Source organism: Gilliamella sp. B14384G10 (assembly GCF_016101685.1).
Lineage (GTDB): Bacteria > Pseudomonadota > Gammaproteobacteria > Enterobacterales > Orbaceae > Gilliamella > Gilliamella apis_A.
The window spans coordinates 617558-631527 of sequence record NZ_JACFQA010000002.1 but is presented as its reverse complement, the minus strand read 5'-3'; the positions used below and the strand labels follow the sequence as shown (position 1 = coordinate 631527).

The following is a 13970-nucleotide window of genomic DNA, read 5'->3' as shown; positions in this document are numbered from 1 at the left end:
ATACAGTCACTTTTTTTATTTTAATTAATTGGTTAAATTATTTTTTTAGAATAAATATTATTACTCTAAATTGATTGTACCCTATTCATATTAACCATGCTTATTAACTAATTAACTCATTGCATAAAAACAATTGAGATGATTTTTTACAATATAGTTCAATAAAAAGATATCGGTATGTAAAAAGTCATTTATAATATTTAATTAGGTGATTTTATCAATATATAAAATATTTTAAGTGAGTGCTTATTATGTCCCAGCCAAGCTCGTTAGTTTCACCATTAATTGCTCAGCAAAAAGAAAAGATTATATCTCAATTGTCACAATGTGATTCAAAAGAAGTACTTGATAACCTTAATATTTTGCTACAAAGTGATTTTCTGATTGATGCTTTTTATCGATTTCCCGAGTGGCTGACAGATATTATTACTCATCCCCCTCAAGCTGATGAAAGATGTTTCTATCAACAATGGTTAAATGAAAGACTAGCATCAGTATTTGATGAATTAGCGCTAATGAAAGTATTAAGATTATTTAGGCGCTATATTCTGGTAAGGCTTGAATGGTCACAATTAACCCAAACAAGTAATGATGAGCAAATTTTATTACAACTTACGCAGCTAGCTGAAGTGATTATTATCACCGCACGTGATTGGCTTTATGAGCTTAGTTGTAAAGAATGGGGGACTCCATGTAATTTACAAGGGCAAGCACAACCTTTACTTATTTTAGGCATGGGAAAATTAGGTGGTGGTGAACTGAATTTTTCATCAGATATTGATCTTATCTTTACCTACCCTGAACATGGACAAACTCAAGGTGGGAGACGAGAATTAGATAATGCTGTGTTTTTTACTCGTTTAGGGCAACGATTAATTAAAACACTAGACCAAATTACTGAAGATGGTTTTGTCTACCGCGTTGATATGCGTTTACGTCCGCTTGGTGATGGCGGTCCGTTGGTTTTAAGTTTTTCTGCTATGGAAGATTATTATCAAGAGCAGGGAAGAGACTGGGAACGTTATGCTATGGTAAAAGCAAAAATACTTGGTGATCAGCAAGAACCCTACACCAAAGAGCTTTACCAAATGTTAAAACCATTTGTTTACCGCCGTTATATTGATTTCAGTGTATTGCAGTCATTACGAAATATGAAAAGCATGATAGAGCGTGAAGTTCGGCGTCGAGGCTTGACTAACAATATCAAACTTGGTGCTGGTGGTATTCGTGAAATTGAATTTATTGTACAAGTTTTTCAACTTATACGTGGTGGGCGCGTCGTGGGCCTACAAACTCGCTCTTTATTAACCGCCTTACAAGTAATAGAACAAGAATCGTTACTTAGCGTGAATGAAGTAGACATTTTGCGAGAAAATTATTTGTTTTTACGTCGTTGTGAGAATTTACTTCAAGCTATACATGATGAGCAAACACAAGCATTGCCAGACGATGAGCTGGATCGAATTCGTATTGCCACTAGTATGAACTTTAATGATTGGTATGAATTTGAATTTGATCTTGCTAAAAGAATGCAATTTAATCGACAAGTATTTAATCAACTTATCGGTGAAGATACATCTGAATCAGTATCTAATTCTAAGCAATACAATGAACAATTTGATGATCTTTGGGTGCCAGATTTGCAATTAAGTGATGTTACCTCAGTACTGACTTCTTACTCACATGATGATGCTGAAAAATTATATCAAATGCTTTGTCAGTTTCGTGATGATATTGGTAAACGAACAATTGGAGTACGAGGTCGTGAAATACTTGACCAATTGATGCCACGATTATTGGAGTTGGTTTGTACTGATAAAAACACATTAGTACTATTATCACGAATCTTACATTTATTAGTTAATATTGTTAGCCGAACAACTTATTTAGAATTACTCCTTGAATATCCAACAGCATTGAAGCAGTTAATTCGTTTATGTAGTGCCTCGCCAATGATTAGTGAGCAATTAGCTCATTATCCAATTTTGTTAGATGAACTAATAGATATTAACTCCCTTTATCAAACTGTTTCACCAAATGAATATAAGAGTGAACTTTATCAATACTTACTTCGTATTGAGGTTGATGATGAAGAACAACAACTTGAAGCACTGAGACAATTTAAGCAAATGCAATTATTGCATATAGCCGCTGCCGATGTTGAACAGGTATTAAATACTATGAAGGTAAGCGATCATTTGACCTATGTTGCAGAATCACTAATTGATTTTGTTGTACAAATAGCATGGAATCAAATGGTCGCACGTTATGGTAAACCTACTCATTTAACTGACAATCAAAAAGGATTGGTTATTATCGCTTATGGCAAATTAGGTGGTTGGGAATTGGGTTATGGTTCAGATTTAGATCTGGTATTCCTTCATGATTGCCCTGTAGATAGCATGACTAATGGTGATAAACAAATTGATAGTCGCCAATTTTATTTACGATTAGTACAAAGGATCATTCATCTCTTCAATGTTCGCACCAGCTTTGGAATTCTTTATGAAGTTGATGTTCGTTTACGTCCACAAGGTGATGCAGGTTTATTAGCTTGTAGTTTAAATGCTTTTTATGACTATCAAATGCATGAAGCTTGGACATGGGAACACCAAGCATTAGTCCGAGCTAGAGCTGTATATGGTGAGATAGAACTGATTAAACGCTTCAACCAAATTAGGCATGATGTTTTATGTAAACCTCGTGAAGAAAAGGTATTAAAAACCGAAGTTAGAGAGATGCGCGAAAAGATGCGGACCCATCTAGGTACAACAGAGCAACATCGATTTAATTTGAAAATTGATGAAGGTGGTATTGGTGATATTGAATTCTTATCCCAATATCTAGTACTTAACTATGCTCATCAATATCCTAAAATGACAACATGGAGTGATAATGTAAGGATTTTAGAATTAGCGGCAAATTATCAAATTATGGATAGCCAAGAAGCTGAACAGTTAACTAGAGCTTATATTGATATGCGCAATGAAATCCATCAATTATCATTACAACTTTTACCAAGTACAGTTGATGATTCATACTTCAAATTAGAAAAAAAGATTGTAAATCAAAGTTGGCTAAAATGGCTTAAATAGTATTTAGCCAATCACTAAAATATTTTTAATATTAATTAATGAGTTAGATTTGATTGCTGAATAAATTTAATGGAGTTTATAACTTAATGGCGACAATCAAAGATATTGCAAAACTTGCCGGCGTATCTCATGGAACTGTTTCAAACGTACTTAATGATCGAGGTAATGTTAGTGTAAAAAAAATTAAATTGGTTGAACAAGCCATTCAACGGTTAGGTTATCAAATTAATTTATCTGCTAAAAATTTAAAAGAAGGTACAACTAAATCTATTTCGGTGATACTACCCAATATTACGTCTGAACAATATAGTAATTTATATGATGGTTTGTTTAATCAAGCTAATCGGCTTGGTTATGAGTTGTCACTTTATCTAACCTATGATTCAAAAGATCTTGAGTTACAATTAATTCAAAAGGTGGCTGTTAAACGAGATTATGCTGTTATAGTTGTTAGCTCATTATCTGACGCTAGTGAATATTATCAAAAAATTAAGTTGCCAAAAGAGAAAATAATTTTTGTTTATAGAAAGCCTTTATCTGCATTACAATTTATTTCACTAGATTATGAGAAAGCTGGGCAAGACATTGCTAATGAGTTGATCAACGAATCGTATCATCGAATTGGATTATTTAGTAATTCAGAACATCATACTCATTCTCAATCCTTTAAAAAAGGTTTACAAAGCCAGTTTAAAAAACATAATTATTCAGTCCTATTGAATAATATAGCTTCCAAGCCATCTAACGGTACTTATAATTTAGCATTTAGTTTTTTTGCCGATGAGCAGATTAAGTATGATGCCATTATTAGCATGGATATGGAGCGGGCTCATTTCGTCCGTAATGCGAATTATTTTGGTAGTCAACAAGACTGCCCACCAATTTATACTTTAACGAACAATAGTTTTTATTATGAAGACAATATCTATCAATACCATATGAACTATGGCATATTAAGTGAACAAATTATGAAATTGGTAGAGGGAGAAACTGTAACCAATATCGATAATAAAGGCTTTTCATTATTACCTGATTCAAATTCAGCAAATAAAACTAAACATAATGAAACCATTAATTTTCTAATCTTACCAAGTCCATCAACACAAGCGGTCAAAAAATTACTCCCTCATTTTAAGAAAATGTATGGTATTAATGTTAATTTAATTATTAAGCCCTTCGACGAAATTTATCATATTTTGAATCAACTTAATCAGCATCAAGAGATCGATATTATTCGAATAGATATGGCTGGATTACCTTGGTTTGCACCGTCAGTATTTAAACCTTTATCAAAATTAGCAATCGACTTCGATCATTTATTGGCAAAATACCCACTAGAACTCATCGAACGCTTTAGTTATGTAAATAATATTGCTTATGCGATTCCTTTTGACCCAAGTGTACAGATGCTTTTTTATCGTAAAGATTTATTTAATGACCCATTAAGTAAACGAGCTTATTTTGAAAGGTATCGACAACAACTAAATGTTCCTAAAAATTTTACTGAATTTGATCAAATTGCACAATTTTTTAGTCGACAACACAATCCTGAATCACAAGTAGAATTTGGCAGTTGCATTACTTTAGGCAATTATGAACTCATTGCATCAGAGTTTTTAGTTCGTTATTATGCTCAAGGTGGTAAATTAATTAATGGCAATAAATTAGGCTTAAACAAGACTATTGCTCTTAATACTTTAAATCAGTTGCAATCATTTATAAAGGTAGCAAGAAATATACAATCACCTTGGTGGCAAGAATCAGTAAATTTATTTGAACAAGGCCAACTTGCAATGTTAATTGTTTATATGAATTTATTTAGTTATATCAATCATCGTAATATTTTACCTTTAGTTGGATATGCAAAAGTACCTGGTCGAAAATCTTTATTTGGTGGTGGATCACTTGGTATGTCGAAATATAGTCAAAAAGATAAACAAGTTAAAATCTTTTTTGATTGGCTTTATTCTAATGAAATCAGTGAACAAATAGCATTACTTGGTGGCGCCACGGCACAAAAATCTATTTTTCAAAATCATAGAATTATTAAGAGTTATCCATGGTTACCTGTGGTACAACAACAATACACTAATGGTATTCGGGAAAATAGTATGACTGGTAATGCGATTAATTTAAGATTGATTGAAAACATTATTGGCAAATATTTAACACAGTGGATAACTAATCAATATAGTTCAATGCAAATCATAGAGTTGATTAATGTTGAGATAGAAAAAACTATGGCTAATAAATAATTATTAGCCATAGTTTACGTAACTTTTTATCGTTAACTGTGAATGAATTATTCTGATTCTACTTTTTTAGGTGTCATGATGACATCTTTGTCTCTAAAGAAGTACCAGAAACCTACCGCAACAATTGCTGCAACTACAGCTGGATAGATCCAAAACTCTTGCCATTGAGGTCCAGCATTAGGTAATGTTTTTTCAGTAACAACACGATTATTGATAAATCCACATACCGATGCCGCCATGAATACACCAAAGCCATTAGAAACAATAAAACGTAAGCCTTGAGCCTGAGCTTTGATTTCTGGGCCAGCTTTTTTATCAACATAAATATCGCCAGCGGTAAAGAAGAAATCCCAACAAATACCTTGTAACAATAAAGTGCCAATAATATAGAAGAACATATTACCGTCTGACGTTGCGGCTAACGATAGCATCATACTACGAATTATCCAACAAATTGCACCGAATAAGATGATCTTTTTAAACCCAAAGCGACCTAATAGGAAAGATAAAAGGAACATAAATAGCACTTCTGTAGCAATAGCAATTTGCATCATTGACGCTGGTTCTAATCCTAATACAGGCAAATAAACGGGTAAATAAGCACTATATGCAGTTTTAGTGATCATTAAGATAAAGGTAGAAAGCATGAATATAGTGAAATATTTATCTTTAAAAAGAGATAAGGCATCTAAACACATGGCATCTCGAATTGAGAATTTTTTATTTCGACTGGTTGGTGGCGTATTTGGTAAAGTGAAACAATAAATGCCGTAAACCACAGAAGCACCGGAAGCAAGTAAAAATGAATTGATTGAACTTGAAAAACCAGTGTAGCCAAGAATTAATCCTACTATCATAAAGCCGATAGTACCAAATACACGAATAATTGGGAACCAACGCACACCATCTATATGCCTAAAGCTTACGCTATTTGCTAAAGCCGTTGTTGGATAGAATAATAAGCCAACAATAAATATCATTATTAAAAAGCCGACAATATTGCCACTTTCAACAAAGTTAGGAATGATAAATAAAACACCAGCATTAAGAATGTGTAATATTCCCATCACTTTTTGAGATGCGATGAATCTATCGGCAATCATACCAATAAAAAGTGGCGAAATGATGGTTGCAATTCCTAAAACTGAATAAGTAGAACCAACAATTTCTTTTAATCCATAAGCAGCAAGTACTGCACCGATAACCATATTCCATGCGCCTTGCACAAAATATTGTAAAAACATCATTACCAGTAAACGTGGTATTTTAAACATATATTGCTCCGTATTAAATCATCTTCGTTAAGCCATCATAGGCTACTTGAATATTATAAGGTTTAAATATTTCAACTAATTCATCATGCATGAAGCCACTACTATGGGAGTGATGAGAAGTGATAAGTTGAGTATTGGAATCAAAAATACCTTCTTCTAACATGCGTTTTTGAGCTGCAATAACAGTTTCAATACTCATGTGATTATTGGTTTTATCATTTTGTTTATAGCCGTAAGTACACTCGAAAATTGCCATATCAATTTTTTTACCGCTATTTTTCAACCATTGCCAAGTTAGCTCAGGAAAATAACCCGAATCATGTCCGTGGAGTAAGGTTTTACCATCTTTCTCGATTAAATAAATAAAACAAAATTCCCATTTAGCATGATTAGCCAACAATGCAGTAACGGTATAACCAGCTGATGTCACAACAGTTTGAAATGGAACCACTAAATTAAATACAAAACGCTCAGGACTATATCCAGGTAAAACATTTAAGCAACCATTTATTGCAATATCATTGCCATAAATATACAGCGGATGGTCGATATTAAATCCATAGTCCACCATACGACTAAACAGATCGCCAACATTAAAATGGTCAGGGTGAGTATGAGTAAACAATAAGTCCTTTATTTTAGTAACGTCAATGTTTTCTCTCATTACTTGATAGCTATACTCAGGGGCAAAATCAATTTGCATAATATCATCAATAAGAATCGAACTTCGAGTTCTTATATTTTTACCTTTTTGTTGGCGAGATTTTTCACAAATATCACATTTACAAAAAGGATTTGGGATACCTTCAGAGGCGGCAGTACCCAAAAACTGTAGTTTCACATTGTTCTCCTATCTATAATTAGATTGTTTTTATGCTAGTTTTAGCATTAAGTTAGCAAAAATTGGAACGTTTCAATTCTATTTTAATGTCATAATAACCACAACAAAAATGGTATTTTTTTTTGTTAATTCGTGAGCAGGATCAAAGTTTCTATAAAATAGGTTATTGTTTTAATATTAAATAATTATCGACGATATTGTTTATCGCCGATAATAAAAGAGTTTAGATGCTGGAGGGTAATTTTAGTTAGCCTCTTTCCATAGAATTAGATCCTGTTCGTCGAGTTCTGACGCATCAAATCCGACTGTAGGGGGTAATTCTTCACGGTCAAAGGCTAAATCGCCACCATTGATATCAATATCACCTTTCTTAATCCCTTTAAAATCGTAAAGATTGGTATCGCATAAATGAGAAAGAGTAATATTTTGTGTAGCGCGAAACATGGTTTCGATACGACCAGGAAATTTTTTATCCCAATCATTTAGCATTTCTTTGATTACTTGCCGTTGCAAATTAGGTTGTGAGCCACAAAGATTACATGGAATGATAGGAAATTGTTTTATTTCAGCATATTTTGCAATGTCTTTTTCTTTACAATATGCAAGAGGTCGAATAATAATGTGTTCACCTGAATCATTCATCAATTTAGGTGGCATGGCTTTAAGTTTGCCTCCATAAAACATGTTTAAAAATAGTGTTTCTAAAATGTCATCTCGGTGATGTCCTAGAGCTATTTTTGTTGCACCAAGTTCAGTTGCAGTACGATATAAAATACCACGTCGAAGTCTAGAACAGAGAGAACAGGTTGTTTTACCTTCTGGAATTTTTTCTTTGACAATGCCATAAGTATTTTCTTGGACAATTTTATATTCAATACCTAACGACTCAAGATATTCAGGTAAGACATGCTCAGGAAAACCAGGTTGTTTTTGGTCTAAATTAACAGCGACTAATTCAAATTGTACTGGAGCGCTGATTTTTAAATTGATAAGAATGTCCAGCAATGTATAACTGTCTTTACCGCCTGATAAGCAGACCATTATACGATCGCCTTCCTCGATCATGTTAAAGTCAGCGATAGCTTCACCAGTAAGACGTCGCAATCGTTTATGTAATTTATTTTGGTTGTATGTATTCATCACGATTTAATAGATTATTCCGCTCGACTCATATATCGGCGTTCTGCGATATGAATTTTAACTCTTTCGTGGTTATCAATATATTCTGGTACTTGAATGACTAGACCCGTTGATAGTGTTGCGGGTTTTGTTCGTGCACTTGCTGAAGCACCTTTGATACTTGGGGAAGTTTCAATAATTTCTAGTTCAACTGTTTGTGGTAGTTCTAAAGCAACAACTTCACTTTCAGCCATTAGCACCTGAATACCATCCATTCCACCATCTGGAATAAATAACAGTTCTTCTTCAATTTGATCTTTCTTAAAAATAAATGGCGTATAGTCTTCATTATCCATAAATACATATTCGTCACCATCAATATAAGAAAAACTTACCGGACGTCGAAATAGTTCGATAGTATCTAAAATATCATCTCCTTTAAAACGTTCTTCAACTTTGCCACCAGATTTTACATCGGTAAAACGCATTTTATAAAGGGTGCTTGCTCCACGTGCACTAGGACTTTGAACATCAATCTCTTTCACTAATAATAGTTTGCCATTGTATGTGACTGCATCACCACGTTTTATTTCATTTGCTTTAGCCATAATACTTTCTTCATATTTAATAGAGTTAAAAATATAGCTCGCTATTTTACCCTTAACTTGCTATTGTCACCAATAAATTTTATAAAACAACGACAATTTCCTCTAAACTAATGACTGATTCATTCAAATGCCGTAAAAACTGTGGTGCATGTTGTATTGCGCCATCAATTTCATCTGCTATACCTAGTATGCCGAATGGAAAACCAGCCGGAATGGCCTGTTTTCATTTAGACGAGAATTTTCAGTGTAAATTATTTGGTAATACTAATAGACCTTTAGTCTGTGGTCGTTTAAAACCTTGTTTTGAAATGTGTGGCACAAATCGTGATCAAGCGATGGATTATTTAACTCAATTAGAACAGTTAACTAGCTGCTAAGTATTGCTAATATTTAACATATCAGACGGATTATTAGAATTATTTATCTCGCATATAATTTTTTTTGATACACTTCACCACAATTTATCAGCTAATGATAAATATCGTAATAAATTATTTTAAATCAGTTACTAACCTAGATATTAAGCATAAGGTAGTAACTAAAATATTTAGAATCTGTTTAACAAGAAGAAAATTAATATGAATAATAAATTAAAGCGTGATTTAAAAGCCCGTCATTTAGCGATGATAGCCATTGGTGGCTCCATCGGAACTGGGTTATTTGTCGCTTCAGGCGCTACTGTTGCACAAGCTGGTCCTGGTGGTGCACTGCTTTCTTATGCCATTATCGGCATAATGGTTTACTTTTTAATGACTAGTTTGGGGGAGCTTGCTGCTTATCTTCCGGTTTCTGGCACTTTTGCGACCTATGGGGCACGCTATGTAGATGAAGCATTTGGTTTCGCTATTGGCTGGAACTATTGGTATAACTGGGCAATAACGGTTGCTGTTGACTTAGTTGCTGCTCAATTGGTGATCTCCTATTGGTTCGATGCTGGGGCTTATAGTTGGTTATGGAGCCTGTTATTCCTAAGTATTATCTTTTGCTTAAACTATGTTTCTGTGAAAGGGTTTGGTGAAGCAGAATTTTGGTTTTCATTAATTAAAGTCGTCACTGTGATTTTATTTATAGTAGTTGGTTTATTAATGATTATTGGTATTTTAAAAGGCGCTGAAACTGCTGGTTGGCAAAACTGGCAAGTTGGTGATGCTCCATTTGTTGGAGGTTTTGCTTCAATGATTGGTGTTGCGATGGTCGTTGGTTTCTCATTCCAAGGTACTGAACTAATTGGTATCGCTGCAGGAGAATCAAGAGATCCAGAAAAAAACATTCCAAAAGCAATGAAACAAGTCTTTTGGCGAATACTATTATTTTATATTTTTGCAATTTTAGTTATTAGTTTAATCATTCCATATACTGATCCTAACTTACTACGTAATGATGAAACTGATATCAGTGTTAGTCCATTTACTTTAGTTTTTCAGCATGCTGGATTATTATCTGCAGCAGCTATTATGAATGCAGTTATTTTAACTTCAGTACTTTCTGCAGGTAACTCAGGTTTATACGCTTCAACCCGAATGCTATATGCTTTAGCTAAAGAAGGTAAAGCGCCGAAGATCTTTGGACGATTATCTTCATCAGGTGTACCTGATATGGCATTATTTGCGACAACATTGGTTGCTATGCTTTGCTTCTTGACCTCACTATACAAAGATCAGGAAGTTTATTTATGGTTACTTAATATGTCAGGTATGACAGGATTTATTGCTTGGCTTGGTATTGCTATCAGTCATTATCGTTTTAGAAAAGGCTACATAGCGCAAGGTCGTGATCTCAATAAATTACCATATCGTTCAAGTTGTTTTCCATTTGGTCCTATTTTTGCCTTTATACTTTGTTTGACGATAACATTAGGGCAAAATTACGAAGCATTTTTACAAGAAACCATTGATTGGAACGGTGTCATTGCCACTTACATCGGTATTCCATTATTTCTTTCGATTTACTTCGGTTATAAAATCATTAAAAAGACTAAATGGATAAAGTATGAGCAAATGGATTTTTCTCAAATGGATTAATTAGGAAATAACCTAAATTATGACTTGTACATCCGTCGACTTTAGTCGACGGAATTGTATTAAAAAAGAGAAAATAACTAATCAACTCATTAGTTAATAATGTAAAACAACAAGCGTGATAACGATATTAACGACTACGGAATATGATACGTGCTTTTGAAAGATCGTAAGGTGTCATTTCTACCGTTACTTTATCGCCAGTTAGAATTCGAATATAGTTCTTTCTCATCTTTCCAGAAATGTGTGCAGTAACAACATGACCGTTTTCAAGTTCAACACGAAACATCGTGTTTGGAAGAGTATCAAGAATAGTACCTTGCATTTCAATGTTATCTTCTTTTGCCATTGGGGCCTCTTAATATTAAATACAAATTAAATACACTCAAATTAATAAATATCATTCTCATTTTCTTTACGATTAACTAGAAAAGCGAATTAATCCAACTCAACTAAATTACCAAAATGTTTTTGGGTCTAGACAAAGTGATTGATTTGAGTATAAACACAGAACAGCTATATTCAAATTATCTAAATATAGCGGCGAAATAATGCCGAAAAAACTCTCAGATGTAAAGTCATTTCTAACATTTCTTTGCATTATAGAGCCTATTTTCATGTATATATTGCCAAACTTTAGGCGATAATAACTTTTCACAGCTTTGTTGATTATTAATATTTTGCCGGATTTCTGTTGCCGAAATTGCTTCAAGTGGTGTATTAGCAAAGTAAATATAGCCATTAGGACATTGATGTAATGTTTGACTATCTTGAGTTTGGTGTTGATTAATCCATTGTTGTAGCTTGCTATCACAGGGTGTTTGAGCATAACCTGGTCGTTTACATATTAGCAAATGACAATAATCGAGTAATTTTTGCCACTCTTTCCATGTTGGTAAACTAAGCAAAGAATCTTGTCCCATTATAAAAGCTAAACTTTGCTGAGTACCATTTTGTTGACGCCATGATTTGAGAGTATCAATGGTAAAAGAGGGCTGATTAATTAGCTTTGGTTCTAATTCTCGAGTATCAACTGAAAATAGAGAATAATCCGCTATAGCCAACTGCAACATAGCTAAACGTTGCTCTGTATTGGCCTCTGGTTGTGGTTTATGAGGCGGAATACGGTTAGGTAATAGATTAATTTTAGTTAATCCCAACTCTTTGGCTAAGGCTAAAGCTGGGCGTAAATGCCCATAATGGATTGGATCAAAGGTTCCACCAAATAACGCTGTTAACACTTATTTAACCCCATAAACTGCATAGTTAAACTCAATAGTGCATCCCAGATAGGTAAATCATTATTATGTTTTAGGCTAATTTCAATATCGGTTAATGTCGCCAGTAGTGCAAATAATGCTTTGATATCCAAACGATTCAAATAAGAGCTATACATGCTTCTTCTATTTTGCCAGACTCTGTATTCATCAAAAACTTGACGAGGTGATTTCTCGCTTAAAGCTAATTTTAAATTGATCAACAAAATCAATTCACGTTGAATGATCCGCATCAATATTAACGGCTCAAAATCATTCATTTTAAGCTGTTGTAAAACATGTATTGCACGTTTTGCTTTATTGGAAAGCATTGCATCAATCCAATGGAAAGGCGTAAATATCGCTGAATCATTAATATTCAACTCAACTTGTTCATAAGAAATAGTTTGATTTGGATAGAGTAAATTTAATTGCTCAATAATTTGCGTTAATGCCAACAAATTACCTTCATAGTAATAACTAAGTAGCTCGATCGCTGGAGATTCAATAGCTATTTGCATTTGTTGTAAATAGCTTTTGATCCATTGTGGTAATTGTGCTGCTTCAGGTGTTGAACAATTCACTACCACTAACTTGTCAGATAACGCTTTGTACCATAATGCATTTTCTTGGGTCTTAGTAATCTTCACTAGACTAATTATCAAGCCAATCTCAGGGGGCAACATTTCACATAATGTGTTTAATTTTGCTGCCACTGAAACATTTAACACACCTTCACCAATATCTATACAGAGTAAAGTTTTGCTTGAAAATAGATTCATTGCTTGGCAACTATCATACATTGCCGACCAGTCTGTTTGGCTATTGATTGTGAAAGAAAGTTGTTCGTCATATTGAGCTTGTTTAAAAGCATTACGTAATTCAGTTTGTGCATAATGTTGCAGATAAGGATCGCTACCTAAAATCAAATAATAAGGCGATCCTAATTGCTGGGTTATTTTTTCAGCACTAATTTTAATCATAACAAGTCGTTAGTTTGCTGCATCAACTGATTTTAATTTACGAATGAGCTCTTTAGCTGCTTGCTTATACATTTCATCCTCAATCAAATTTTGTTCTACTGTCTTAGCTAATGCTGCTGCTGGATTATCAAAGAAGGTACGGAATATGCGAACGTTAATTGGATGAATTTGTTCACCAGCAATGACAACTTGCGCTTGAACTGTCAATACTAACTGATATTCTGCTGCTTTACCATCTTGATAGATTGATATAGTGTTTTTATCCAATGAATCTGTGACTATACGCAATGACGGATATTTAGCTTTATTATTGCTATTAACTAATGTAACTTTATTATCGCGTAGTAACTCTTTCACATCCCTTGACAATCGACCGTATGGATCACCACTTTCATAAGACAGTGTCTTAAAGCGAGTAGGAACCTCAGGTTCATATTGCAAATGAAAACCGCATCCAGACAACGATATTGTCAATAACATCAAAGCCAAATATTTTTTCATTGGTATCATCACCTATCTCT

12 protein-coding genes are annotated in these 13970 nt (G+C 33.7%); 4 read left to right on the top strand and 8 right to left on the bottom strand.

Going from position 1 to position 13970, the window contains the following annotated elements; genetic code table 11:
* The first annotated feature begins 251 nt into the window (after positions 1 to 251).
* Complete coding sequence (glnE, locus tag H3T54_RS07150; protein WP_198221738.1) at positions 252 to 3095, top strand: bifunctional [glutamate--ammonia ligase]-adenylyl-L-tyrosine phosphorylase/[glutamate--ammonia-ligase] adenylyltransferase; 2844 nt, start codon at positions 252 to 254, stop codon at positions 3093 to 3095.
* A gap of 86 nt (positions 3096 to 3181) precedes the next feature.
* Positions 3182 to 5350, top strand: a complete 2169-nt coding sequence (locus H3T54_RS07145; protein ID WP_198221736.1) for an extracellular solute-binding protein — start codon at positions 3182 to 3184, stop codon at positions 5348 to 5350.
* A 47-nt stretch (positions 5351 to 5397) separates the two neighbouring features.
* Here the strand turns inward: H3T54_RS07145 and H3T54_RS07140 are convergent, their stop codons facing one another.
* From H3T54_RS07140 to yeiP, 4 genes are all read right to left on the bottom strand, one after another.
* Positions 5398 to 6624, bottom strand: a complete 1227-nt coding sequence (locus H3T54_RS07140) for an MFS transporter (RefSeq protein WP_086359763.1) — start codon at positions 6622 to 6624, stop codon at positions 5398 to 5400.
* Between the two features lie 13 nt (positions 6625 to 6637).
* On the bottom strand, positions 6638 to 7465 hold the full coding sequence (locus H3T54_RS07135) for an MBL fold metallo-hydrolase (protein ID WP_198199358.1): 828 nt from the start codon (positions 7463 to 7465) through the stop codon (positions 6638 to 6640).
* Between the two features lie 243 nt (positions 7466 to 7708).
* Positions 7709 to 8605: a tRNA 2-thiocytidine(32) synthetase TtcA gene (ttcA, locus tag H3T54_RS07130; RefSeq protein ID WP_086359765.1), complete on the bottom strand. Its 897-nt coding sequence runs from the start codon at positions 8603 to 8605 to the stop codon at positions 7709 to 7711.
* Positions 8606 to 8619: 14 nt separating this feature from the next.
* Positions 8620 to 9192, bottom strand: a complete 573-nt coding sequence (gene yeiP, locus H3T54_RS07125) for an elongation factor P-like protein YeiP (protein WP_086359766.1) — start codon at positions 9190 to 9192, stop codon at positions 8620 to 8622.
* 110 nt (positions 9193 to 9302) lie between these two features.
* On the opposite strand from yeiP, the gene H3T54_RS07120 reads away from it, so the two are divergent.
* Together H3T54_RS07120 and H3T54_RS07115 are read left to right on the top strand one after the other, a co-directional pair.
* Positions 9303 to 9569, top strand: coding sequence for a YkgJ family cysteine cluster protein (locus H3T54_RS07120; protein WP_198199366.1), 267 nt, complete (start codon positions 9303 to 9305; stop codon positions 9567 to 9569).
* A 177-nt stretch (positions 9570 to 9746) separates the two neighbouring features.
* Complete coding sequence (locus tag H3T54_RS07115; protein WP_255520635.1) at positions 9747 to 11213, top strand: amino acid permease; 1467 nt, start codon at positions 9747 to 9749, stop codon at positions 11211 to 11213.
* Between the two features lie 127 nt (positions 11214 to 11340).
* On the opposite strand, the gene infA is transcribed toward H3T54_RS07115, so the two are convergent.
* The 4 genes from infA to lptE all read right to left on the bottom strand — a co-directional run bounded on the left by infA (position 11341) and on the right by lptE (position 13950).
* A complete protein-coding gene (gene infA / locus H3T54_RS07110; protein ID WP_025315083.1) occupies positions 11341 to 11559 on the bottom strand; it encodes a translation initiation factor IF-1 in 219 nt (72 codons plus the stop codon).
* 235 nt (positions 11560 to 11794) lie between these two features.
* Positions 11795 to 12451: a nicotinate-nucleotide adenylyltransferase gene (gene nadD / locus H3T54_RS07105; RefSeq protein ID WP_198199370.1), complete on the bottom strand. Its 657-nt coding sequence runs from the start codon at positions 12449 to 12451 to the stop codon at positions 11795 to 11797.
* Positions 12445 to 13449 carry a DNA polymerase III subunit delta gene (gene holA / locus H3T54_RS07100; protein ID WP_198221734.1) on the bottom strand — a complete coding sequence of 335 codons (1005 nt, stop codon included), beginning with the start codon at positions 13447 to 13449 and terminating at the stop codon, positions 12445 to 12447. Before holA ends, nadD begins: the two co-directional genes overlap by 7 nt.
* A 9-nt stretch (positions 13450 to 13458) precedes the next feature.
* Positions 13459 to 13950 carry an LPS assembly lipoprotein LptE gene (gene lptE / locus H3T54_RS07095; RefSeq protein WP_198199379.1) on the bottom strand — a complete coding sequence of 164 codons (492 nt, stop codon included), beginning with the start codon at positions 13948 to 13950 and terminating at the stop codon, positions 13459 to 13461.
* Between the last annotated feature and the right edge of the window lie 20 nt (positions 13951 to 13970).